Consider the following 24,167-nt stretch of genomic DNA (forward strand, 5'->3'; position numbering starts at 1 on the left):
ATGAAATGGCTGTCTTATCAAGGATTGCTGCCATCCGTATCGTAGCCTCATCAGCAACCGGCCCTGCCAACCAGGGCACTTTCAAAGGAGCTACGTTCATGGACCCCCGCCTGAATTTCTACAAAGCCGGCCCCGAAGCCATGAAGGCGATGAGCGCGCTGGAGCAGCGCATCGCCAAGTCCGGCCTCGACAAGCCGCTGGTCGAGCTGGTGCGCCTGCGCGCCTCGCAGATCAACGGCTGCGCCTATTGCATGGACCTGCACAGCAGCGACGCGCTGAAGGCGCACGAAGACCCGCGCCGGCTTGCAACGCTTGCCGTCTGGCACGAGTCGCCGTTCTTCAGCGACCGCGAGCGCGCGGCGCTGGCCTGGACCGAAGCGGTGACGCTGGTCGCCGAGACCCATGTGCCCGATGCCGTGTGGGACCAGCTGCGCCCGCAGTTCACCCCCGAAGAAATCGTCGACCTGACCTTGCTGGTCGCAACCATCAATGCCTGGAACCGCTTCGCGATCGCCTTTCGCAAGCTGCCCGCCTGAAGCGTCACCGACGCATCCGCTCGACAACCGCCACGAAAGACCGCCATGAAAGCCACTGCACTCGCCTCTGCTCTCAGCCTTGCCCTTGCAGCAAGCCTGCTGACGGCCTGCGCCAGCACCGGCAACCTGGAGACGCACGGCAAGCCGCTGGCGGTGAATGACCTGGCCGCGCAGCGCAGCCTGGCCGCCGCGCCGCTGTCCCCTGCGGCCTGGCCGCAAGACGACTGGTGGGCGCCATGGGGCGACCCGCAACTCGACCAGCTGATGCGCGACGCGCTCGACGGCCAGCCGAGCCTGCGCATCGCCGATGCCCGTGTGCGCCAGGCGCAGGCCGTGGCCGGCGTTGCCGGCGCCGCGCTGCTGCCGCAGGTGAACGCCACGCTCAAGGGCACGCAGCAGCGCTTCAGCGAGAACAGCATCTACCCGCCGGCCCTGGCCGGAAAGGAGCGGTCGATCAATGACGGGCAGATCGGCGCCAGCTACGAGCTCGACTTCTGGGGCAAGAACCGCGCCGCGCTCGATGCGGCGCTCGACCGCGCCCACGCCGCGCAGGTCGACGCGCAGGCGGCGCGCCTGGTGCTGACGACGGGCATCGCCCGTCTCTACCTGCGCCTTGACACGGCTTACGCGCAGCGCGACCTGGCCCGCGACACGCTGCGCCATCGCCAGGAGATCCTGGCGCTGGTGAAGCGCCGCGTGGCGATGCAGATCGACTCCGCCCTGGAGCAGACCCAGGCCGAAGCGGCGCTGCCCGCGGCACGCGCCCAGATCGCCGCGCTCGAAGAAGCGATTGCGCTGGCCAACAACCAGATCGCCGCCCTGCAGGGCAAGGGCCCGGACGCCGGCCTCGCCATCGAGCGGCCGCATCTGGCCAGCGTCGGGCCGGTGGCGCTGCCGACCGACCTGCCCGCCGAGCTGCTGGGGCGCCGCCCGGACATCGTGGCCGAGCGCTGGCGCGTCGAGGCGACCACGCAAGACATGGCGGTGGCGCGCGCGGGCTTCTACCCCAACGTCACGCTGAACGCCTTCGTGGGGTTCCAGAGCATCGGGCTGGCGGACTTTCTTTCTGCAGGAAGCCGCATGCTGGGCATCGGGCCCGCCATCTCGCTGCCGGTGTTCGACGGCGGCCGGCTGCGCGCCAATCTCGCGCTGCACCAGGCCGACCACGACGCGGCCATCCAGACCTACAACGCCACGGTGATCGCCGCGCTGCACGACGTGGTCGCGCAGCTGGTGTCGCTGAAATGGTCCGCCGACGAAAGCGCCGAGCAGGACCAAGCGCTCACCCTCGCGCGGCACGCCTACGAACTCGCGCAAGACCGCTATCGCAGCGGCCTTGCGAGCTACCTGCAGGTGCTGGCTGCCGAAACCCAGGTGCTCGCGCAGCAGCGCCAGGTCATCGATTCCGCCGGCCGCCAACGCGAGTTGCGGCTCAACCTGATCCGCGCGCTCGGCGGCGGCTACGTGCCGGCCGCTTCGCCTGAACCGCACGCTGCGTCCTGAAGCCACCCTTTCCTGAAGGAACACCGCCATGAATGCCAACCTGAATGAACCGGTCGCGGCCTCGCCCGTGCCATCCCCCGCGCCCATCCCCACACCTGCACCCGCACCGTCGCCCGTGCCCAACGCGGTCGCCAAGCACCGCTTCTCGCCCGCCCTCGCGGCAGGTGCCGCGGCCGTCGCGTTGGGTGCCGTCGTGGCGGTCTACGCGGCCTCGCTCGGCCTTCACGGCGAGACCACCGAAGACGCCTTCGTCAACGGCAACGTGGTCACGGTCACGGCGCAGGTCGGCGGTGTGGTGACGGCGATCGAAGCCGACACCACCGACCACGTCATCGCCGGCCAGCCGCTCGTCCGCCTGGACGATGTGGACGCACGACTCGCGCTCGACCGCGCCAAGGCAGGGCTGGCCCGGGCGGTTCGCCAGGCGCGTGCGCAGGTCGCGGCCGCGGGGCAGGCGGGCGCGACCGTCGAACTGCGGCGGGTCGAGTTGTCGCGCGCGTCGGCCGACCTGGCGCGGCGCCGCGAGGTGTTGGCCAGCGGTGCCATTTCGGGCGAGGACGTGCAGCACGCCGAGGAGGCGATGCGCGCAGCCCAGGCCGGGCTCGACGTCGCGCGTCAGCAGCACACCGGCAGCACGGCGCTGGTCGATCGCACGTCGATCGACACCTACCCCGACGTGATGGCCGCCGCCGCGCAGGTGCGCGATGCGGTCATTGCCGCCGCCCGCACCGAAGTGCCGGCGCCGGTGAGCGGCCTGGTCACCAAGCGCACCGTGCAGCTCGGGCAGAAGATCAATCCCGGCGTGGCGCTGATGTCGGTCGTGCCGCTGGACCGTGTGTGGGTCGACGCAAACTTCAAGGAGTCGCAGCTGCGCGACATCCGCATCGGCCAGCCGGTGGCCCTGACGGCCGACGTCTACGGTCGCGGCGTTGTGTTCCGGGGCACGGTGATCGGGCAGGACGCCGGCACCGGCGGCGCCTTTGCGCTGCTGCCCGCGCAGAACGCGACCGGCAACTGGATCAAGGTGACCCAGCGCGTGCCGGTGCGCATTGCGCTGGACCCTGCGCAGATGGCGGCGCATCCACTGCAGTTGGGGCTGTCGATGAAGGTCACGGTCGACACGAGCCAGCGCAACGGGCTGCGGTTTGTCGACGCCGGCGGGGCCGACCACGCCGACCGCAGCGACGTGCTCGGTACGCCGCTCGCGATGGCCGACGCCGAAGTGCGCGCCGTGATCGATGCCAACCGCTGAAAGCCGAGGCCATGAACAACAAGACAACTTCCAACGGCCTGCTCTACGCGACCATCTTCCTGCTGTCGCTGACCGAGTTCTTGCAGGCCGGCATGACGGCCTTTGCCGCCGCGCCCATCATGGGCGAGCTGGGCATCAGCCCCGAGGAATTCAGCCTGGTCGCGGCGGTGTATGCGAGCGTCGCGATCTTCGCGATCTCGATGCAGCGCTGGTTCGTCGAGCGCATCGGCGCCCGGCGCTTCATGCAGATCAGCGCCGCGATCTCGGTGCTGGGCTCGCTGCTGTGCGCCACGAGCGTGGACTTGCAAAGCTTCCTGGCGGGCCGGGCCTTGATGGCGCTCGGCGGGGGTGTCTTCTTCACTGCTTGCCGCTTGATCATTCACCACACGCTGGCCGGTCCGAAGCGTTTCGTCGGCATCCGCTGCCTGGCCAGCGGCCTGGCCATCGGCATCGCCGCGGCGCCATGGCTCGCGTCGATCAGCGTCGCGCATGAGACCTGGGTTGCAATCTACGGGTTGCTGGCCGCACTTGGCGTTGTGGTATTCGTGCTGGCCGGTGTGGCGCTTCCCGCAGCGCCGATCGGCCCGGCGCACACGCGCTCGCAGGCCGGCCCGTTTGCGCAGCTGCTGCTGATCGGCTCGAGCTTCTTGCTGTTCTATGCGCTTCAGCGTTCGTACTACGACTTCTATGGCAACGCGTCATCGGTCGCGCTCATTTTTTTCGCCGCCATTGCCGGCCTGCTTGCCTGGCTGTGGCACCAGCACCGCAGCGAACGGCCGCTGCTGCGCGTTCGGCAGATGCTGCGCCTGCGCTACTTCGTCGGCCTTGGGCTGTTCTTCTTCGCCTACCTGATGCTCGGCGCGAACAACTACGTGGTGCCGATGATGTTGCAGGGCACGCTGGGTTTTGCGTGGGAGACGGTCGGGCACATCGAGGCGCTCGGCTTCGGCCTTGCCCTGTTCACCTGGATCGTCATGTCGCGCCTGCTGCCGCGCTACCCGGAGCCGCGCAAGTTCCTGGTGGTCGGCTTCGCGTCGCTCGCGCTGTTCGGGTGGCTGCTGACGCGCATTGAAACGGGGGCCGACGTGTGGCTGCACGTGCTCCCCGCGCTCGCCTTCAACAGCATTTTTCTGCTGACCGTGCTGCCGGTGACCGCGATGCAGACCTTCCGCGACATGGAGCGCGACGAGCCGGTGTTCTCGAACGCCCAGCAGCTCAAGAACATGATGGCGCAGGCAGCCACCGCGCTCGGCATCACGCTCGCGACGCTCGGTCAGCAATGGCGCGGCGCCACGCACTGGGCCGTGCTGGGCACCGAGGTCAACGCCTTCAACCCGGTCTATGAAGCGACGCTGCAGAGCCTGCAACAGGCACTGGCGGCGAGCCTGCCGGCAGGCGAGGCGGCCAAGGTGGCACTCGCGCGGGTGGCGCAATTGGTGGCGCAGCAGTCGTCGATGCTGGCGAACATCGATCACTTCAGGGCGATTGCGGTGCTGGGGGTGCTCGGCGTGGTTGTGGTGGGATTGCAGCGGGTGTTCCGCTGAAGGCTCCCAACGGGTCGGACGCGTTGGGGGTTCTTGAGAACAGGTTGACGCTGGTGCAGTCGCTGCTGAGCTGCTGCCGTGGGGACTGGAGTGGATGGGTCGAAGGAACAGGGGAGGGGCATCGGGACCCATCATGTGGATGGTGCCCGGTCTGGCGGGAGACACCGCGAACTTGTTCCAAGATGCCTTGAAGACGGTGAAGTCTGAATAGCCGAGCTTCTGGGTTTCAGATCGCGCGCTTCGGGTCATGCCTCTTCGCGTGGGCTCGCTGAGTACCAAGCACAAGAGGTCGCGTGAACTTCGAGTGCCTTCGGGCTTGGCGCTTCTCCTGGGTCGTCAGGCGTTGCCACCCGTCTGCCTTGAAGCGACGCGTACTCTGTTCCGATCAGTTTGGGGCTGATTTCAACCACTAGGCTCGATGGATCGATGCGCAGCAAAAACAGATCGAACAACGTATGAATGTCTGCGCGCAGAAGTAGGCCGTTCGAAACAACATTCGTTAGGTCACCAAGATAGGGGTGGATATGCGCAGCTTCGAGTACATCAACCAGATTGCAGTCGGTGAGACAGCATCGATCGCCATAGGCATTTCGCAGCGCATCTCTAAAAGCTGATTGCCCACGTCGACGCACGACGGCGGCGAGGGTTTTGGATCTGGCATCTTCGATATCGGTTGGATCAAAGACACCTGCTTGTTCCGCCTCTCGTTCAGCCTCCTTCAACTCGAAGAACAATGGGTCTTCGATCTGTCGAACCTTCAGCTTCTTGCCGACCAACGGACGATACAACTCCCAAACCCCGTGGCGTCCAATGTCGTACAGCTCGTAGATGGTCTGTCGGCCATGTCCTTCGCGATAGATTCGGTCGTATTCGCTGCTGCTATCCGTTCTACGTGGTCGTACGTTCACGCCGTACTGACCACGCGACGCGCTGTTGACCGAAAGCATGGATAGGTCCGGAAAGAAGTTGCCCAGTTCGAACTCGGGGTGCTTTGCGAGCACAGCCCGCTTGATTTCTGCCATTGAGGCGGTGCCGCCGAGTTCAATCAACCCATCGAGAACGATTTCCCAAGTCCTTTTGCTTCCGTAGCGATAGGGTCCATTCGGCTGCTCCGCATCTAGCCTTGGCTGCTCGTTGAGCAGTGACATCTCGTCAATTGTTGGCAGTAGGTGCACTAGCGTAGCGACGTCGCGGATACTGAAATCACCGACCTCGAACTCGCATGAGACGCGTGGTGTAAGGCGAAACCACAATGCACCGGCGTGTTGAATGTCATGGGCAAGCATCGTGCAATCAAAGACGGCGTTCAAGGCTGCAGCCTTGGTCTTCAGGTCTTTTAGGAAGCCAACGATCGGAATCCCTTCTTCGAGCGCGATGTCTAACCGATGGCGGTGTGCTTTTTTGGTTCCGGAATCTGTGGCCTTCGGCATGCCGGCCAGCTTGTACCAAAGCTCACCGGTTTGCCGGTCACGTTGTATCGCAGGTATGCGACGTGGTTGCCCATCGTTGTCCGACGCTTCAAGGTAGTAATTCCAGATCGTCGTTACCAGCACCTTCGCGCCATCCTCCTCGGCGGTGCTCATAACGACGTCAAACGCTGACCACTGTTGCCCAGCCTCTATCGCGCCTAGCTCTCCAAAGGCGTCGTTGTGTGAAGTATTGAAGTCAGGGTTTTCGCTCATGACGATGTCGGGGAATTGATATGGGCTCGGAAAATCTGCCTCTCACCAGAGCTTGTTCGGCAAGCCTCACTGGGGGTTTATGCGGTTGCGCGACAAGGCAATTGCGTTGGACTGGAGTGAAGGGGTACTAGCGGTTCGGGATCGGAGATAGAAGTTAAAGTCTGTGTCCAATAGTTAACTCAGAGGCGAGTATGAGCCGTTACTGCGGGAGGGACGACTCCGCGCCCATCTTGAGCGTCGCGAACCATTGGAGGGACCAGGCATTCCTCTTGGATGGCTCGGTGTTTGATGACCGAGCCCTGTGGACTGTTGAAGGCTTGGAAGCGTTGGAGACTCACTTCATCCGAAATCTTGATGAGGGCGACGGAACGTTCATCGCGAAGCTTGAAGGTCAGCTGAAGACGACATCGCCTTTCGTAAAGCAGCTCGCGGCGGAGATGCTTTGGCTCATGTTCCTTTGTCCGAGCAACATGGGCGCTGCGAGGAAGCGATCGACTATCGGAACTATTTGGCAGTGGTCAGGGGAAGAGCTGCCGTCATCTGCGGCGGCCTTTCTCTCTGATGCAGCCCTAGGTGGCATCGGGAGTGCTGGCCCCGGCTTTAATAATCACCGTTGGCGAGAGCTCACTTTTTGCATCAACACAATGCTGCGTTTCAAGCGGCTTCCGGTTGCAGAGCGGACGTTGCTCCTCGCTGATGGCTGGGAGTTTGCGAAATGGCTGTCAGATGTGCCCGACGCCACGGCGAGACAATTCCGGCACATGCTGCTGTTCATGCTCTTTCCAGATGATTTCGAGCGAATCTTCGGAAGGCTAGATCGTCGTGCGGTCGCCGTAGCTTTTTCTGGGTTTAGCAATCAGGCTGTGAATGCGCTCTTACCCTTGGAGCTCGACCGGACACTGCGTCGAGTCAGAAGCGAGCTTGAGGAAAAGCACGGCACAACCCAGTTGGATTACTACACGCCCCCATTGAAAGGCATGTGGCAGCAGCAGGACTTTCGGACCGCCACTCAGGACATCACTGCTGACCACGTACTTCTGGCCATCGCCGAGATTGATAGAGAAGGCATTGATCCAAAAGAGGAGTCAACGGGGTACGACCTCTTGTACGCCGGTCATCGCTATCCGCCGAAGCTAGTGCTGTCGTTGGCTGCGAAGTATGCAAAAGGAACAGAGTTCGATCGATCTCAGTTCACAGGAGGCGAGGACTCATCGGCATTTAGATTACTGCGCTCACTGAGCTTTGAAATCGTGCCTAAGGCAGTGCTGCCAGACATACTCAAGCGCTTTTTGACGCAGGCTTCAACCGGATCGGCTCTGGCCGTGAGTGGCTATCCGACGGAGTACAGGGGTCTCCAGGTAAAGGTGAGTTTTGGCAAGGGTGTTTTAGCTCGGGTCCCATGGATCGCATTCTTGGGCGCTGGTCATGTACCCACCAAGGGCAGCTACCCAGTATTGCTTTACTACCGAAAGGCTGGTTACGTCGTTGTCGCGTATGGCGTTAGCGAAACACACGATACCGCTCCGTTCTGGCGCAATTTGGATTCGACTCCAACGATCGAACAGTATCTAGCGACCCAAGCTGCGATGGAGCCCGAGCGATACGGGGACTCCTACGTCGCGGAAGCTTTCTCAGGAGATCACCTCGCCGACGTTGATCAGATCGCTGCTGCCATCGACAAAGTAATCGATGAGTACAAGCCCCTTTTGCTGGCTGCGCAAGACGGGAGTACCGTGAGTGATGTCGTCGAAGAGGAGGTGGAAGACGAGCTGTATACGCTGGACGAGGCGCTAGAGGGGCTCTTTATCGACAGGGATGCTTTTGGAGCAATTGTTCAGCGGCTGAGGTCAAAGCACAACGTCATATTGCAAGGGCCACCTGGGGTCGGGAAGACCTTCTTCGCTCGGCGGCTAGCGCAAGCGTTGGTGGGAAGTCGATCGAACGTACGAGTTGGTGTCGTGCAATTTCATCAGACGTACTCCTACGAAGACTTTGTTCAAGGGTATCGACCTACTGGAACGGGTTTTCAGTTGAGGAACGGTGTGTTTTATGACTTCTGCCGTAGAGCTGCCGCAGATTTAGACAAGGACTACGTCTTCATCATCGATGAGATAAATCGCGGCAATCTCAGCAAGGTTTTCGGCGAACTGATGATGCTTATTGAGGCCGACAAGCGAGACCCAGCGTGGGGAGTGCCTCTTACCTATGCGACCAGTCTAGACGAAAAATTTCACGTACCTAAAAATGTCTACTTACTAGGTCTGATGAACACGGCCGATCGCTCGCTAGCGATGGTCGACTACGCACTAAGGCGGCGTTTTGCATTCATTGATCTTGAGCCTGGATTCAGCTTGCCTCAGTTCGAGGAATACATGAGAAACGCTCGAGCATCTGAGGAGCTCATTCATAGAGTGGTACGCGACATGCAACTGTTGAATGCCGAAATTGAATCGGACCGTGCAAACCTAGGACCCGGTTTCAGGATTGGGCACAGCTATTTTTGCGGTGGCCACGGGCCGGATGGCGCCACCACCGACTGGTACAAGGACGTCATCGAAACGGAAGTGCTGCCGTTGCTGCGTGAGTACTGGTTTGATGACCCTTCGAAGGTCAAGCAATGGGAGAGTCGGCTACTGGGAGCCTAGGCATGGAGCAGCCACGAATTCCCATTGCGAACCTCTACTACCTTCTTTGCTACTCGTGGGACCAGTTGGAGCAGGGTGAGTTGGTCGATGTGACGAAGTGTCCATCGACTGAGCTCGTGGACCTGTTTGCATTGGTCCTTTGCACTGGCGTGAATCATCTCGCTCGTCGAGGCTTGGAGCAAGGCTATGAGGCCTACTCAGAAGAGCTGCGCAGCCCGCGCGGCCGGATTGATGCGCTGGGTTCAGCTCGGCGATTTTTGACTGTTCATGGGCGGGCAGCTTGTCAGTTTGATGAGCTAACAGTAAATACGCACAACAATCAAGTGATCAAAAGCACGCTGGGGCTGCTCTGCCAATCCACAGAGTTGCACCCATCGCTCCGATCAACTGTGACGAAGGCATACAAGAGCCTTTCAGGGATAGCGTCCCCTGCGTTGACCGCGCGAAGTTTTGGGAAGGTTCAACTGCATTCGAACACACGGTTCTATCGTTTTCTATTGAATGTATGCGAGCTTGTATTTCGCAGCGCGCTGCCGAATTCGAATTCGGGGGATATACGCTTTCGCGACTTCGTGCGTGACGAAAGGGCAATGGCGCGTGTATTCGAAAACTTCCTTTTCAACTTCATAAAATGGGAGGTTCGAGGCATCACCGTGAAGCGGGATAGGATTGGCTGGGACGCTGCAAGTGATAGTGACCCCGGGCTATCGATGTTGCCTTCCATGAACACGGATATCTCGGTGTACTCCCCTGCGGGGAGGTTGATCATTGATGCCAAGTACTACAGCAGTTCGGTGAGCTTCTTTCGAGACAGCATCAAGTACCACAGCGCAAACCTCTATCAGCTGATGAGCTATCTGACCAATGCGCAATCTCAAGAAGCCGAAATTGTGCGTGGCATGTTGATCTACCCACGCGTAGACCGAACGTTGCGAGACAGCTACGTTGTTCAGGGACACCCGCTGACGATCGCTACAGTGGATCTTTCGCGGGACTGGTTTGAAATCCGCGCTGAATTGCTTGAAGTATTCGAGGCGGCGATATCTGCAGGGACTGTATCTGTGTAGTTAGTCCGAGAAACTGAGGCAGCCCAGGGTGCCGTCTTTGAGTAGTTTTTGCTGCCGAATGTGACCTGCCTTTTGCCTCTCTTGCGGGCAAAAGAAAACCCCCGCTATCTTTTGGATAGCGGGGGTTTCTTTAACGACTTGGTGCCGGAGAGATGAATCGAACACCCGACCTTCTCATTACGAATGAGCGAGATAGCAGATTTCGGTGTGTTGATCTTCATTCATAATTTCATCGTTTTCATAGGAGAAATCGTATCCAGATACGAAAACGGATTCTTCAGCGTTGATCTAGATTGCAAAAAATCTCTTACATCGGCGTTACATCGAAACCTTCTCATCGCACAATCGATGCATGGGAAAAATTGCTTTCACTGCGCCACGGGTTGCCAGCTTCAAGTGCCCGGCTGACAAGGCCCAGGCCTTTCTATGGGATGCCAAGGCACCGGGGCTTGGCTTGCGAGCTACACCACGCGGCGCGCCGGCCTTTGTGTTCCAAGGCGTCTACGAAGGCAAGACGCTGCGCCTGACGATTGGCGACGCCGGAACATGGCGTCTGCCGGACGCGCAGGCGAAGGCACGCGAACTGCAATGCGTAATCGACGAAGGCCGTGATCCTCGAATCGTAAAAGCCGAGGCGACCGCGAAGGACGTAGCAGAGCGCTCTGCAGAGCGGCAATCGACAGTGACGGTGCGCGAGGCATGGTATGAATACATTGCGCGCGGGCGGCCGAAAAAGCGGGCGGCGTGGAAACCTCGCTACTTGGCCGACCTGAAGAAGATGGCCGCGGCCGGCGGTGAGCCGAAGATTCGGGGGAAGGGGCTGACGTTGCCCGGCCCGGTTGCCCCGTTGCTCGACTTAAAGCTCAAGGACTTGACGCCGAAGGTTCTGCGCGCGTGGAGTGTGAAAGAAGGCGAGCGCGGCGTGGCGCAGGCAGCGCGCGCTATTCAGGTCGTCTCGGGATTCTTGCGCTGGTGCGGTACAGAGGACGCCTACGACGGTCTTGTCGATCCGCTTGCTGCTCGTGATCAGAAGGTGCAGAGCGCGCTGCCGTCATCGTCTGGGTCTCGCCGCACGGACGCGCTTGAAGAAGGCCAGCTTGCCGCGTGGTTCGCTGGCATTGAGCAACTACGAAATCGCACAGCCGCCGCGTACCTGCAAGGGTTGCTGTTAACCGGTGCGCGCCGCGAAGAGCTTGCGGCATTGAAGTGGTCGGATGTCGATTTCCGGTGGAAGAAATTGACCATCGCCGATAAGGTTGGCGACACGCGCACTTTGCCTCTAACGCCATACCTCTCCAGTCTTTTTTTCCAGTTGCCGCGCATCCGCGAAAACCTGTACGTGTTCGCCTCACCGAACGCGAAGGCAGGCCGAATCGCCGACCCGCGTAGTGCACACGCCGACGTGTTGACGCATGCGGGAATCGGTCACGTAACCATCCATGGACTGCGGCGCACGTTCGCTCTCATGGGTGAGGCAGCAGGGTGCCCGGCGGGCGCTATCGCGCAGGTCATGGGTCATCGGCCGGGCAGCATGAGTGAGCGCTACAAGCCGCGCAGCATCGACCACCTTCGGCCCTTTATGGATCAGGCCGAAAAGTTCATCGTGACGACCGGCGGCGTGCCATTCGACTTCGACGCTGATGCCGAAGGGCACTTGCAAAAAGTCATCTCGATCGTCGGCAAAGCCGCCTGACTTTTCACGCCGCTCGCCCGGACGAGATTTGCGGCGCCTCGCGTCATCAGGGGCACCACGCAAGCAACCTCAATTCTGAAATGGAACCACCATGAACAATTTGCAAGCCCCGTTGACGGGCGACTGGGTAGCGGGATTTACCAGCGACGATGCCTGCGAGATGCGTGACAGCATCGCGGAAAAAATGGCGCGTATCGCCGAGATCATCGCGGCGAACCGGCACGGCCTAACCAGTGCGGCGCTGGCCGAAGTCGATCTGCTGGTGCGGTTGGCCGGCCTGGAGGCCGACAGCACTGCGGGCGACGTCCACGCCGACTTGAACGCCGCGTGGGGGGTGCGATTCGTCGCAAACGAAGTTGAGGCGCAGGCGTTGGCTGCAAGCGCGATCGACAGGGCGCGGGGGCTCTAAGGCATGTCTTACCAGTCGGATGCCAGCTTCTTGGCCGCGCTGATCCGTGGTGTGGCCGACCCGCTCGCGCCCGGAGTGCTGGGCCGCGTGACGATCATGCGCGCGCGGTATAGAGGCCGTGACAACGCCGGCATGATGGACCTGATCAACCGAGCGGACGAAGCGCTGGCCACGGCGCAGGTGGCCGAAGACCGCGCATTCCTTGAATCGCTGATCGACGGCTCCGGCGACTTGCTGTCGCTCGATGCGTTCCCGCGCATGGAACACCTGTTCGCGAAATACGCCGAAGGCAGCGATATGTTCGTGCTGCTCGAAAAGGCCGTCGAGGCATTCAGCACCGCCGTGCAAGAAGCTGCCACGTGGGTACAGGCTGGGTATGTGATCGAAGTGGCCCGGTTCGGTGCGGCTGACGACGAGTGGTGCCCCGACTGAGCTTCGGCATCAATTCCGCTCAACGGGATCTGACGCGGGCAAGCAAACCGAGGCCATGCCGATATGGTGGCGCGGCATAAAAACAGAGCAGGATTTGCTGGACGCCTTTTGCAGAGTTTTGCTCCGCCGTGCCATCAGACGCAGCCGCCGGCCCCGTTTTTTCAGGCCACGGCGCAAGGACTGCGGCGTGCTGATGTTTGCTGCAGTTGACGCACATGATTTCTGACCACAAAAGTGGTCGCGCATTCCCAACGATTCTCAAATAGGAACCTATGTAACTAAAACGCTTGATATCTTGGCGCGTTCGTCAACAGAGATGAACTTAAAGCCATGGCTTGCAAAACAAATTCGGAATACCTTCCGCTAGATCAGCTCAACCGCCCGACCGTCACGACGGAAGAAGCTGCGTTCTATCTGAACCGGAAGCCGCAGACACTGCGTGCTCACGCCAGCCGAGATACGGGGGTCGTCAAACCGCTGCGCATCAACGGGCGTCTGGCTTATTCCGTCGCCGACTTGCGCCGCGTGTTGGGGGTCGTAGCGTAATGGTCAACGGCCACACGATCATCGGCACGCTCGGCCGCCCCGAGGCCGTCACACCATTCTTCGACCTGCTCGACGCCGCAAAGCCACCGTCGGTCAATCCCAAGACGCTTGCTAACTTCGCCGCTCGCTTCGCGCTGGCGGGCCGTGAAATGCGCTGCATCCGGCGCGAACAAGCGCGTGTGTTCTACGAGGTGCGCCACCACACCGGCAGCGTGACGTGCAGCACGCTGCACGACCTCAGCGGCCTGCTGGCGCGGATCGGCGGCAACTAATGCGCCGGCCAAGTTTCCAGTTCTACCCCGCCGACTGGCGTAACAACGCAAACCTGCGCCGCTGCTCGCCCGCTGCACGTGGCATCTGGATGGATGTCATGTGTGTGCTGCACGACAGTGACGAGTACGGCGTCGTGCACTGGCCGCTCGCCGACCTCGCGAACTCGGCGAATGCGCCCATGAGGCACATCAAGGAGCTAGTCGAGAAGTCTGTTTTGAAAGGTGCGGAAAAGCGGCTCGAAGCGCCGTTCATCTACACCCCGCGCAGCGGTCGAAAGGTTGGCGAGCCGGTCACTCTCGTGGAAGCACAGGATGGCCCCGTCTGGTTTTCGTCGCGCATGGTGCGGGATGAGTATGTCCGCACGATTCGAGGCGAATCTTCACGCTTCGGTGAGGGCAATGGTGCTGCACCCAACAAGACACCCAAGGCCGCACCAAAGCCCCCCTTTGGTGACGGCTCTTCGTCTTCATCTTCATCTACACCTACAGGTTATTCCGTTCCTTACGGAACGGGCGGCGCTGCCGCCGGACCCGCCGGGCATGCACCTGCCGAGGCCATGACCGGAAGCCAGCTTGCCGAGAGCTACATCGCTGTCGGCGCACGGCTCGCGCCCGACGTGATGGAGCCGCGCAAGCAGGAAGACAAGGCCGCGCTCTGGCGTGCCGCGAAGTCGGTGCTCTTCATCGACGCCGGCACGCCGCTGGCGAAGGGCGGGGAGTTGGTCGGGAAGCTGGCCCGCGACTACGGCGAAACCGTCCTGATGAACGTGCTGGTCGCGCTCTGCACCGAACGCCCTGCAGGCCCGGCCGCATGGCTCAAGGCCGCCTGCCAACTGCGGGCCGGCGAAATGGGCCGCAGCAACAAGCAAGCCCGGCTCGAAGCCGCCAACGACAAGGTGGGCGCCGGCTTCCTGTCCGGCGACACCGAAACGCCGGGCGTGATGTCCCCACTCGAAGCAGCCAACGATTCCGTAGGCGCCGACTTTTTGAACGGAGCAACCCAATGAACGATCTCGACCGCCCCAAGTTTCTCGCGCTGATGAAGGGCGTTTTCGCCCTGCACCGCACGCCATTGTCCGATGCGCTGGTGCTGATCTACTTCCGCGCGCTGGCCCGCTACACGTACGACGAAATCAGCAACGCCTTCGACGTGCTGACGGCCGACCCGGAAGCCGGCAAGTTCACGCCGAAGCCCGGCGACGTGACCCGCGTGATCGAGGGCACCCATGGCGACCGCAGCATGATCGCGTGGGGCAAGGTCTATGAGGCGATGTCGGCCGTCGGCGCGTATCAGGACGTGGTGTTCGATGACCCGGCGATCCACGCGGCCGTGCAGGATGCCGGCGGCTGGGCGAAGCTGTGCCGGTCGGAGCAGAAGGACATCGGCTTTGTGCAGACCACCTTCGCGAAGGCGTACCGCGCGTACACCGGCCGCGGCACGTTCGACTACCCGCGCATCCTGTCCGGCGATGGCGGTCCGGATCAGGCGCAGCGCTACGCGTCCAGAGGCCTGCCGCCGCCTGCCCCCGTGTTCGTCGGCAACCCGGCCATGTGCCAGCAGGTCTTCGAAGGCGGCAATGCCGCCGGCAAGGTACAGATTAGCGGCCTAGTCGCAGTGGCTGCGTTCGCAATCCCGCACCGCAAGTTGGAACAGGATGACCAATTCGACGTGCCCACGAAGCTGATCGGCGGTGCGCAATGACACCCGACGAAAACCACACGTTCGACGAGATCGCCAAAGCGCCCATGCTGTCGGGAGCGCTGGGCATGTTCGCAGGCTTGGTTCACGAGCCAAATAATTTCCCCGCTGCGAACGACTCCGCAGCGAGCGATCCCGATGCGACGCGGGTCAAGCGGGCACGCCCTGCCGCGCTGGCGACCGTCGAAGAAAAGGAGGCACTCCGGGCTGTGATCGGCCCGCGGTTGGTCGCCGCTCGGAAGCGGGCCGGGCTCGGCCAGCACGAACTCGCCGAGATGCTCGGCCTGCAAACACCTGCGCCTTTGAACCACTGGGAGCAGGGACGCCGCGTTCCGCCGCTGACGTGGCTGATCGAGGTTGCTGACGCACTCCATGTCTCGTGCGACTTCTTGCTCGGCCGCTCCGAGGACGACACCCGCGACCCTGCAGAAAATCTGCGTCATGCAATCTTGGCCGGCGTGCGCGCACAGATCGATCGCGTCGCCGAGATCACCACCGATCAGGTCGCGCGGCATGTCCGCTTGGTTGGCGCCGATGTCCAGACGGTCGGCGGACTTCTTGCCGCGGCCGACAAGCTGCTCGATGCGCAAGCCGCGTGGCAGCGCTTGAACTTGGAAGCCTTCGAGGACCAGCTCGGCAGTGCCTCGGTCGTGGCCGCTTGCACGGTGCTGGAAACCGCCGTTGTTGGTGTGCCTCAGAAGCTGCGACTCCGCGACGCGCTGGATAACGACCTGCGGCTCGCACTGGCAAATCTGCGGTCTGCCGGTCCGAAGCTGCCCGGCGATGACGACTTGCAGTGACCGGAAATCCATTTCGGAAAAACGGGGTCAGTGTCTTCTTGCGTGCCGCGCAGCATTGACACACATCGCAACCAACCACCTCCAAGCGCCACATGACCATTCAAAAAATCCAGACGGAGGACGACCTGCTCACGGCGAGTGAAGTCGCATCCGAAATGCTCGACGGTCTCGTGACCACTCGAACTGTCGAGTCGTGGCGCAGCCCGCGCCGCGCGCAACCCTTGGCCTTCGTGAAGGTCGGTCACCGCCGCTTCTACACGCGCGGTGCCGTGCGTGCATGGCTGGCCGCCAACACCGTCACCGCCGCGCCCGCCACCAAGGCCTGACATGCGCAGCGTGCTCGAAACGATCGCCATCCCCGTCCGCCAATTCTTCACTTTCCGAACCGAGACCGCAGCAATGAAGACCCAATTCCTGAACTTCACCACCAGCCCATTGACGCGCGCGCTGCGTTGGAGTGATTCCGAGATCGACGGCATCGATGCCGCATTCCGCGACGCCCACGTTCAGTCGGCGGCCGGCGCTGCGCTGCTCAAGCTCGCACGCCTGCAAGAAGTGGGCGGCCTGCGCAGCCTGATCAGCGCGGCCGTCAACGACGCGCTTGAAGATGTCGAAAGCGTCGGCCGCCTCGGACCCGCAGCGGTCACCGAGAAACTGCGCCAGTTCTGCGAGCACATCGAAGAACAGATCGTTTCCTGCCGGGAGGACCGCACCGAGCACGATGCGATCGCGAAGGCAGCACGTCAGCGCCACCGCCCGCTTTTGCTCGCCGTTTCCCAACGCGCCAATTCGCTGACGGGCGAACTCGAACAGATCAACCGCGCCGCCGATGCCGAGAAGCGCGCCCACGACCTGCCGGGTGGCGCTCCATCGCGCTATCGCACCTTGAAAGCGGCCGGGTTGACCGACGCCGAGATCGCAGCCATTGAGCCGACGGCCAAGTCGCCGGAACTCGTCGCTGAATCGCGCGCCGCTCGGGTTGCCGAGATCAATGCCCTGCTGCCGCTGCTCAAGCGGTTCTCGGACGACCCGCTCCACGACGCGGCACCGCTGGCCGGCATACCCGAGTTCTCGGAACTGGTCGCCGACCGTGACGCCCACGAGGTGACGGCGTGAGCATCAACAAGAAGACGGCCGCAGGTCCGAGCAAGTGCGTGCCGGGGAAGTCGGCGGTGACGGGGGTGGTCACCAAAGTGCAAGAGCGCTGCGGCCTCTCTGTGCGCGAGGCGGCGTTCGTCGATCACTACCTCGTGAGCTTCGCGGTCGGCCGGTCATATATCGAAGCTGGCTTCAAGGCGAAGACCCCGCAATCTGCGCGCGCGGCGGGGTCGCGATTGTTAGCTTCGGTTAACGCCCGTCGGTATCTCGCGCAGCGGTCCAAGGCGATGTTCTCTCGGCTGGAGGAAGAGCAGGACGCTGTGTTGCGTGCTCTCACGTACGTCGCCTTTGCTGATCCGCGCGAGTTGGTGGAGTACTGGCGCTTCGCGTGCCGCCACTGCCACGGGAAGATGCACCGCTACCAGTACACGGCGGGCGAGTGGGACAAGCTGATGACCGCGCACACCGAGAAGCAAGAGAAGGCGGCCGAGGGCGGCATGCCGACTCCGAAGGCGCCCGATCAGAAGGGCGGAGTGGGCTACAGCATCAGCGCGGAGCCGAACGACGATTGCCCGGAATGCGGTGGCGTCGGGGAGGGCCGCACGATCGTCAAGGACACGCGCCACCTGTCGCCGGCCGCGCTGACGCTGTACGCGGGCACGAAGCAAACGAAGGACGGCATCGAAGTCCTGATGCACGATCAAATGCGGGCGCGCGAAACGCTGGCGAAGATTCGCAAGATGTTCGACGACTCCACGACCATCAACGTCAGCATCAACGCCGCCGAACTCGATGCCCTTTACGGCGAGGCAATGCGTAAGGGCGCTGAGCGGATGGCGACCATGCGCAACGAGCGGTTGGCGTACCGCGAAGCGCGGGAGAACGGACTCGGTGCAACCGGCTTCGTGCCGTCGAAAGCAAGCGCATGACGGCACCGCGCATCGGGAACGCGGTTTCCGGCTTGAATCGCATCCGCCAGGACGAACTCGATTCACGACGCCGTGCGACGACCATCTTGCAGCCGGCTGAAGTGTCGGGCGGACTGTCGGCGGCGCGGCTGCTCACGACGACGCTGGGCGGCCGAGTCCGACCCATCACACCCTCCGACCTGAAACAGTTCCGTCAGACGGTCGCCAAGCTCGGCGACAAGGCGCGGCAAGGCATCACTGCCCGCGAGGCCTTGAGCTTGTCGCGCGTGATCGATATCGACCGCGCGAAGCAGGAGATCAAATATTCGATGGTGGCACGCCTGCAGGCCGGCAAGGTGCATCTCGTGACGAACAGCGGGCCGCGGTCGAAGGTGACGCGCCATCACGTCGTCGTCGAGTTCGCGCAATACCCCGCCGCGCTAGCCCGGCCCGGCACGCCGAGCCAGTCGGCCCAATGGCTCGCGAAGGAAGGCACGCTGAAATTCGAATGTGATTGCGAGCACTTCCGCTACGTGCTGCGCTACATCGCATCGGCCGGCGGCTGGGTCGCCGGGCGCCATGAGGCCGGGTTTCCGAAGCTGACCAATCCGACACTGGACGGCGCGTGCTGCAAGCACCTGACGCGCGTGATGGTTGACCTGCAGTCGAGCGTGGGCCTGCGCCAGCAGATCGCCAAGATGATCGAAAGCGATCGGGCTCGCATCGACCGCCCCGGCAGGGCGAAGGCCAAAGTGTTCACCGTGGATCAACGCACCGCCGAATCCATGCTGCCGAAAAACGCCCGCCGCATCTTGATCCGTCCCGAGCAGCGCGGCGCGAAACTGCCGCCGGCCGCCAGCGCCTCCGACATCCGCAAGGCCATGGCCGTGTACGCCGGCCGCACAGACACGAACTCCGCAGCCATCGCGCGCGGCCTGCGGGCGCTGCTTTCCGCCCACCAAGGCGGTGCTCGTGGATAGCGAACGCCTTCTGCATCAAGCCGCACGCCTGCGCGCGCTCATCGTCATCCGCCGCGCCCGAATCGGCGGCCAAAACAATTCAGCAATCGACCTGGAGCAGCACTCATGCAGCACGACAGCTACTTTGAACCCGAGCCCGACGCGACTGCCAATGCTGTCGCCGCCGAAATGTTGCAGCGCGTTGCGCTCGACGACAGCGGCGCACTCTTCGACGACAACGACCCGGCGACGTGGGCAGAAGCTGACGCCGCAACGCCGGAGATCGTCTCCCGCGGGCAAGTGCGTTTTCGCATCATCGACTCGGACGCAACCGATCTGGCTGTTGCCGTCGGCGCGATCGAACCCGGCGCGCGTGGACTATGCCTGCGGGTGGAGTTCGAGGCGGGCAGCGAAGCGCCTGCGCCTGCCATCGGCGAAGTCGTTGTGATTTCCACCGATGCACCGGGTGTCTCGCTCACGTTCGGCGTCTGGGCAACGCACGCGGACCTCAACGACCCGGCCGCGCCGGAACTTGCCGATGCCGTGCCGAACGACTTGCTCGACGCCATCGGCCGGAATCAAGGGCTTCTCGTTCAGGCGCTTGACGACGCAGATGGTGAGGCCGTGCAGTGACCAATTCACGAATCGCAGCAGGTCTCGCTCATCTCGCTCGCGGCCGCGATGTGCTAGCCGCTGCCGACCGCATCAGTGCTACGAGCCGTGTGTACACCGCGCAGCCCCGGATCGCGCCACGTCCGGCAAACGGCGCTAACCCCGTGATTCCCACACACCAGAAACACCGAGTGTGATCACATCGCTTTCAAAAAGCGACGCCCAAGAATTTTTGGTCGGCAAAATTATCCAGCCGAACGCCTGCAAGCTCGGCGCCGAGCAATAGAGATACCGCGCGCTGCCGTGAATCGATCAGCGTAGCGTCCCCTAGGCTTGCTACGGCGTCACTTCAGACTCAGCGATCAAATGCGGCCCTGCCAGAAACCTCTCGCCCGCGCTCCGCACTCGGCTGGCTGCCAGCGGCTAGTAGCGGTCTTATGGCGCCTGACGGCGAACTACTGATACAGACTGACTGCAGTCGGTCGACCTGGCCCGATCAATGTCGGCGCTTGCACAAAGCAGCATCACGCTGGCCCCTCGCGCGCGCAAAACTTCGGCCTGGTTCGCCAGCGGCACTACATCGATGCCCAGTTGCTCCATCAACGTCGCATTGCCGATGGCAAGGGTCTTGACGCTCACGACGCCCTTGATTCCGATTCCCGACGCGGAGTCAAATTGCTCGGCCTTGTCCAACTTCAGCTCGCGATCCCTTCTGGGCGAACCAGTGAGATGGCCAAACGCGCGAGCGATCGACCGCCTGGCGTTCGGCAGCCTGCTGTTCGGTGTCAGTTGGGGCCTTGCGGGCTTCTGTCCTGGACCGGGTCTGGTGGCGCTCGGAATGGGGGAAAGCGAGGCGCTTGTCTTCACCGCCGCGATGCTCACCGGAATGATCGTCTTCGAAGGCATTGAGCGTCGCAAGTCGCTGCGTGCAGAACCCGCGATCTAACACAGGCTCAGGGATTCGGCTTCCGCGCCATCGGCGATTCGATCGGATTGCCATAGAGCGGTCGCGCGCCGAATTGTGTGCTGATGGCGTAGGCCACGCCGCAGGCTAGCATCACGGGAACGGTGAGCTGGAATTGATTTGTCATCTCCAGCACCATCACGATCGCCATCAGCGGTGCATGGGTGACTGCGGCCAGCACCGCCGCCATGCCGACCACCGCGAGCAGACGCGGATCGCCCACCCACACCGCCGGCAACCAGAGCGCCGCCACTTGGGCCAAGACACTTCCAGCGGTCGCCCCGACGAAGAGCGATGGCGTGAACACACCGCCGATCGCGCCGCTGCCCGAACTCAGCGTCGTCGCCACCACTTTTGCGAGCAGCACCCACGCGAGCCATTGCCAGGCGTGGTCACCGTGAAGCACCTGCGACACCACGCTGTAGCCATTGCCCCAGACCTGCGGCACCCAGGCCGACAACAGGCCCACGAGCAAGCCCCCGAGTCCCAGGCGCAGGACTGGCGTACGGATGCGCGCGAACCAGCTTCGCCCTGATTCCAGCAGCGCCAGCAACCCCCAGCCCAACCCCCCGAACAGCACGCCGGCGAGTAAGGCGATACCGAGGCTCGTCGGTGCCATGACGACAGGCGGAACGTCGTAGAGCGGTTTGGGTTCGACCAGCCAGTAGATCAGTGAACTGGCCGTGGCCGACGCGATCAGCACCGGAGCGACCGTGTGGCGCGCGAGGAAACCGAGCGCCAGTTCCAGAACGAAGACGACGCCCGCAATGGGTGCGTGATAGGCCGAGCCGATGCCTGCGGCGATGCCGCACACCAGCAGCGTGTTGCGTTGTTCCGGCGCCGTCGCGACGAGTCGTGCCAGCCGCGCACTGACCCAGGCAGCCAGTTGGACCATCGGCCCTTCGCGTCCGATGGAAGCGCCCGTGCCGACGGATAAGAGCGCGGACACGGTGCGTGTCAACGTCGTTCGATCGTTCAGGTCGACTCTTCCTGCGCGCGCGGCATCGATGTAGTCGAGGTTCGCCGCGCCGCCCGGGCCCCGCCTGGCCCAGGCCGTTCCGCCTTGCAGGACCAGCCCTGCGAGCAAGCCGCCCAAGGTGCAGACCAGCGCGCGGTGCCAGGGCGACAACGACAACGCGGCTTCGACCAGTCCGCCGCGCTGACCGGTCGCGAGTTCCTCGACCCATTGCGTCAACCACCGGAAGCCCAAGACGGCAGCCGCAGCGAGCGCGCCCGTCACGGCCGCCCACCACCAGACGCGCAACGTTTCGGCAGCCGGTCCCATGGCCCACAGGCGCGCACGACCGCGTCTGGGAGACGCTACTTCTTCGGGAAATTCGTTGGCAGCCACGGGGATTCCATTTCAAGACGCTCGCAGTGCGCCACGAAGCGTTGCAGGTTGCCCGAAAGGCGCTTTTTCTGATGGTGCACCAGATAGAAGCGGCGAGTCAGACGAGGCAACGTGGTTCGCAGAACGACCAGTCTGCCGAGTGTCACCAGGTCCTGCACCGCGCACAGCGACAGGCAAGCCAGCCCGAGGCCTTCGGCCGTCGCCTGCTTGATCGCCTCGGTGCTGCCCGGCTGCATGTCGCCGTCCAGGTGGTGGAGGTGCGGCAGCAACACGTGCTCCACGGCCTCGCGCGTGCCGGAACCCGGCTCACGGAGCAACCAGCGTGCCTGCCGCAAGGCCTTCAACGGAACGCGTGCCTGCACGCCCTCCTGCACCAGCGCATGCGTCGGTGCAGCCACGATGACCAACTCGTCCTGAAGCCATGGCGTCACTCGAAGCTCGGCCTCGTGGCAGGGCCCTTCGATCAGACCAATGTCGACCTCCAGGCGGGTCACGGCCGCAGCGATGTCGCGCGTGTTGCCGATGACGACATCCACTGCGGCACCGGGCCACGTCCTGCTGTAGCCGGCGATCAGCGCCGGCAGCACGTAATTGCCGATCGTCGTGCTGGCACCGACGCGAAGTCGCGTGACCAGCGGCGCGGTGTCAGCGCCCGCGCTTCCGAGACCGAACCGGCTTTCGATCTCCTGTGCGCCGTCGAGCAATGACCTGGCTTGCGGCAGCAGCGCACGGCCGTTGTCGTTCAGCAGCAAGCGCTTGCCGATGCGGTCGAACAGTTGGGCGCCGAGCAGGCTCTCCAGTTCGTTCAGTGCGCCACTGGTTGCCGACTGGGACAGTGCGACGCGCTCACCGGCGGCCGTGGTGCTGCCGGTGTCCGCCACGGCCGTGAAGATCAGGAGTTGACGCAATGTCAGGCGCATCCAAACGCTTTCGTTACCTGTTCGATGGCTAGGTTATAGCGGAAGTATCCGTTTGTCGGATAGATCGTGCCGGTTCAAAGTTCGTTCATGCCTTCCGAAAACGACGTGATGGAGAAAACGATGCACACCGCCACTTCCGCAGCCCACCTGACGCACACCCCCGCAGCGATGCACCGTGTACGCCTGTTGGTTCCTGGTCTCGCACTCACGGGCGCTCTGGCTTTCGTGTCGATCCAACTGGGCAAGATCGGCTGGCTGCAGTCCAACGGCATCAGCGCGCTGACCCTGGCCATCGTGCTGGGCATGGTGGTCGGCAATACCGTCTACCCCCGCATAGGCGCCGCGGCCGGCGGCGGCGTGACCTTTTCCAAGGCCAACCTGCTGCGCCTGGGCATCATCCTGTACGGCCTGCGCCTGACCTTCCAGGACATCGGTAACGTGGGCTGGACCGGCGTCGCGATCGACGCCACGGTGCTGTGCAGCACCTTCGGGCTCGCCTGCTTCCTCGGCACCCGAGTCTTCGGGCTCGACCGCAAGACGGCCATGCTGATCGGCGCCGGCAGTTCGATCTGCGGCGCGGCAGCTGTGATGGCGGCCGAACCCGTCGTGCGCGGTCGCGCCGAGCAGGTGATGGTCGCGGTGGCCACGGTGGTGGTGTTCGGCACGCTGGCGATCTTCCTGTATCCGGTGCTGTATCACCTGGTCGCTCAATACCGGCTGTTCGACCTGTCGCCGACCGCTTACGGCGTGTTCGCCGGCTCGACCATCCACGAAGTGGCACAGGTGGTCGCTGCCGGTCGTGCCGTCAGCGAGCAGGCTGCGAACACCGCCGTCATCGCCAAGATGGTCCGCGTGATGATGCTGGCGCCGTTCCTCATCATCCTGTCGGCTTACCTCTCCCGCTCCAGCGCCAAGGATGCCGATGCTGTCGACGGCGGCGACGAAAGCAAAGCCTCGCCACGCGGCGGCATCGTGATTCCCTGGTTCGCCCTCGGTTTCGTGGCGGTCGCCGGGCTCAACTCGCTCGCGTTGCTGCCCCATGCGGTGGTGACGCAGGTGATCGACATCGACACCGTGCTGCTGGCGATGGCCATGACCGGCCTCGGGCTGACGACGCACGTCTCGGCCATCCGCAAGGCCGGCATCAAGCCGCTGGCGCTGGCGGCCGTGCTCTTCGTCTGGCTGGTGTGCGGCGGCTTCGCCATCAACGCGGGAATCACTGCACTCCTCAAATGACAGGGCGGACCTGGAATAAATCGCCCCCGCCATTCGTCC

General features: G+C 63.0%; 24 protein-coding genes. 20 read left to right on the forward strand and 4 right to left on the reverse strand.

Going from position 1 to position 24,167, the window contains the following annotated elements; all coding sequences use genetic code 11:
- The first annotated feature begins 98 nt into the window (after nt 1-98).
- From AC1DJH_RS12595 to AC1DJH_RS12610, 4 genes are read left to right on the forward strand one after another with little or no spacing between them, the layout of a single operon-like run.
- The gene (locus AC1DJH_RS12595) at nt 99-536 is read left to right on the forward strand and encodes a carboxymuconolactone decarboxylase family protein (RefSeq protein WP_435484564.1); all 438 of its coding nucleotides are present in this window, start codon (nt 99-101) and stop codon (nt 534-536) included.
- 45 nt (nt 537-581) lie between these two features.
- Complete coding sequence (locus tag AC1DJH_RS12600; RefSeq protein WP_478185917.1) at nt 582-2,039, forward strand: efflux transporter outer membrane subunit; 1,458 nt, start codon at nt 582-584, stop codon at nt 2,037-2,039.
- A 28-nt stretch (nt 2,040-2,067) separates the two neighbouring features.
- Nucleotides 2,068-3,291: an EmrA/EmrK family multidrug efflux transporter periplasmic adaptor subunit gene (locus AC1DJH_RS12605; RefSeq protein ID WP_478185918.1), complete on the forward strand. Its 1,224-nt coding sequence runs from the start codon at nt 2,068-2,070 to the stop codon at nt 3,289-3,291.
- A gap of 11 nt (nt 3,292-3,302) precedes the next feature.
- Entirely contained in the window at nt 3,303-4,835 is a 1,533-nt protein-coding gene (locus AC1DJH_RS12610) for an MFS transporter (RefSeq protein WP_478185919.1), read from the forward strand.
- Between the two features lie 245 nt (nt 4,836-5,080).
- Here the strand turns inward: AC1DJH_RS12610 and AC1DJH_RS12615 are convergent, their stop codons facing one another.
- Nucleotides 5,081-6,517: an HNH endonuclease gene (locus AC1DJH_RS12615; protein WP_478185920.1), complete on the reverse strand. Its 1,437-nt coding sequence runs from the start codon at nt 6,515-6,517 to the stop codon at nt 5,081-5,083.
- Nucleotides 6,518-6,786: 269 nt separating this feature from the next.
- On the opposite strand from AC1DJH_RS12615, the gene AC1DJH_RS12620 reads away from it, so the two are divergent.
- The 14 genes from AC1DJH_RS12620 to AC1DJH_RS12685 all read left to right on the forward strand — a co-directional run bounded on the left by AC1DJH_RS12620 (nt 6,787) and on the right by AC1DJH_RS12685 (nt 19,678).
- Entirely contained in the window at nt 6,787-9,162 is a 2,376-nt protein-coding gene (locus AC1DJH_RS12620; RefSeq protein WP_478185921.1) for an AAA family ATPase, read from the forward strand.
- 2 nt (nt 9,163-9,164) lie between these two features.
- Entirely contained in the window at nt 9,165-10,229 is a 1,065-nt protein-coding gene (locus AC1DJH_RS12625) for a 5-methylcytosine restriction system specificity protein McrC (RefSeq protein ID WP_478185922.1), read from the forward strand.
- A gap of 352 nt (nt 10,230-10,581) precedes the next feature.
- On the forward strand, nt 10,582-11,922 hold the full coding sequence (locus AC1DJH_RS12630) for a tyrosine-type recombinase/integrase (protein WP_478185923.1): 1,341 nt from the start codon (nt 10,582-10,584) through the stop codon (nt 11,920-11,922).
- Nucleotides 11,923-12,013: 91 nt separating this feature from the next.
- A complete protein-coding gene (locus tag AC1DJH_RS12635; protein WP_478185924.1) occupies nt 12,014-12,331 on the forward strand; it encodes a hypothetical protein in 318 nt (105 codons plus the stop codon).
- A gap of 30 nt (nt 12,332-12,361) precedes the next feature.
- A complete protein-coding gene (locus tag AC1DJH_RS12640) occupies nt 12,362-12,763 on the forward strand; it encodes a hypothetical protein (RefSeq protein WP_478185925.1) in 402 nt (133 codons plus the stop codon).
- A 545-nt stretch (nt 12,764-13,308) separates the two neighbouring features.
- Entirely contained in the window at nt 13,309-13,581 is a 273-nt protein-coding gene (locus AC1DJH_RS12645) for a hypothetical protein (RefSeq protein ID WP_478185926.1), read from the forward strand.
- Between the two features lie 98 nt (nt 13,582-13,679).
- Nucleotides 13,680-14,588 carry a hypothetical protein gene (locus AC1DJH_RS12650; protein WP_478185927.1) on the forward strand — a complete coding sequence of 303 codons (909 nt, stop codon included), beginning with the start codon at nt 13,680-13,682 and terminating at the stop codon, nt 14,586-14,588.
- Nucleotides 14,585-15,283 carry a DUF6475 domain-containing protein gene (locus AC1DJH_RS12655; protein WP_478185928.1) on the forward strand — a complete coding sequence of 233 codons (699 nt, stop codon included), beginning with the start codon at nt 14,585-14,587 and terminating at the stop codon, nt 15,281-15,283. The genes AC1DJH_RS12650 and AC1DJH_RS12655 overlap by 4 nt, the downstream gene beginning before the upstream one ends.
- Nucleotides 15,280-16,080, forward strand: a complete 801-nt coding sequence (locus tag AC1DJH_RS12660; protein ID WP_478185929.1) for a helix-turn-helix domain-containing protein — start codon at nt 15,280-15,282, stop codon at nt 16,078-16,080. The genes AC1DJH_RS12655 and AC1DJH_RS12660 overlap by 4 nt, the downstream gene beginning before the upstream one ends.
- A 92-nt stretch (nt 16,081-16,172) precedes the next feature.
- Entirely contained in the window at nt 16,173-16,406 is a 234-nt protein-coding gene (locus tag AC1DJH_RS12665) for a helix-turn-helix domain-containing protein (RefSeq protein WP_478185930.1), read from the forward strand.
- 1 nt (nt 16,407) lies between these two features.
- The gene (locus AC1DJH_RS12670) at nt 16,408-17,196 is read left to right on the forward strand and encodes a hypothetical protein (RefSeq protein ID WP_478185931.1); all 789 of its coding nucleotides are present in this window, start codon (nt 16,408-16,410) and stop codon (nt 17,194-17,196) included.
- Entirely contained in the window at nt 17,193-18,107 is a 915-nt protein-coding gene (locus tag AC1DJH_RS12675) for a terminase small subunit (protein WP_478185932.1), read from the forward strand. The genes AC1DJH_RS12670 and AC1DJH_RS12675 overlap by 4 nt, the downstream gene beginning before the upstream one ends.
- A complete protein-coding gene (locus AC1DJH_RS12680; RefSeq protein ID WP_478185933.1) occupies nt 18,104-19,066 on the forward strand; it encodes a hypothetical protein in 963 nt (320 codons plus the stop codon). Before AC1DJH_RS12675 ends, AC1DJH_RS12680 begins: the two co-directional genes overlap by 4 nt.
- A 105-nt stretch (nt 19,067-19,171) precedes the next feature.
- Nucleotides 19,172-19,678 (forward strand): hypothetical protein, encoded by a 507-nt coding sequence (locus AC1DJH_RS12685; protein WP_478185934.1) that lies wholly within the window; start codon nt 19,172-19,174, stop codon nt 19,676-19,678.
- 414 nt (nt 19,679-20,092) lie between these two features.
- Here AC1DJH_RS12685 and AC1DJH_RS12690 read toward each other — a convergent pair whose 3' ends face one another.
- Nucleotides 20,093-20,296, reverse strand: a complete 204-nt coding sequence (locus AC1DJH_RS12690; protein WP_478185935.1) for a hypothetical protein — start codon at nt 20,294-20,296, stop codon at nt 20,093-20,095.
- On the opposite strand from AC1DJH_RS12690, the gene AC1DJH_RS12695 reads away from it, so the two are divergent.
- Complete coding sequence (locus AC1DJH_RS12695; protein ID WP_135148873.1) at nt 20,286-20,603, forward strand: DUF6691 family protein; 318 nt, start codon at nt 20,286-20,288, stop codon at nt 20,601-20,603. The two genes, AC1DJH_RS12690 and AC1DJH_RS12695, sit on opposite strands and share 11 nt — an antisense overlap.
- A gap of 7 nt (nt 20,604-20,610) precedes the next feature.
- Here AC1DJH_RS12695 and AC1DJH_RS12700 read toward each other — a convergent pair whose 3' ends face one another.
- Together AC1DJH_RS12700 and AC1DJH_RS12705 are read right to left on the reverse strand one after the other, a co-directional pair.
- On the reverse strand, nt 20,611-21,972 hold the full coding sequence (locus tag AC1DJH_RS12700; protein ID WP_478185936.1) for a chloride channel protein: 1,362 nt from the start codon (nt 21,970-21,972) through the stop codon (nt 20,611-20,613).
- The gene (locus tag AC1DJH_RS12705; RefSeq protein ID WP_055839817.1) at nt 21,942-22,892 is read right to left on the reverse strand and encodes a LysR family transcriptional regulator; all 951 of its coding nucleotides are present in this window, start codon (nt 22,890-22,892) and stop codon (nt 21,942-21,944) included. The genes AC1DJH_RS12700 and AC1DJH_RS12705 overlap by 31 nt, the downstream gene beginning before the upstream one ends.
- 120 nt (nt 22,893-23,012) lie before the next feature.
- Between AC1DJH_RS12705 and AC1DJH_RS12710 the strand changes: the two genes are divergently transcribed.
- Nucleotides 23,013-24,128, forward strand: a complete 1,116-nt coding sequence (locus AC1DJH_RS12710) for a YeiH family protein (RefSeq protein ID WP_478186100.1) — start codon at nt 23,013-23,015, stop codon at nt 24,126-24,128.
- The last annotated feature ends 39 nt before the right edge of the window (nt 24,129-24,167 follow it).

Source organism: Variovorax sp. 10N412 (assembly GCF_056394985.1).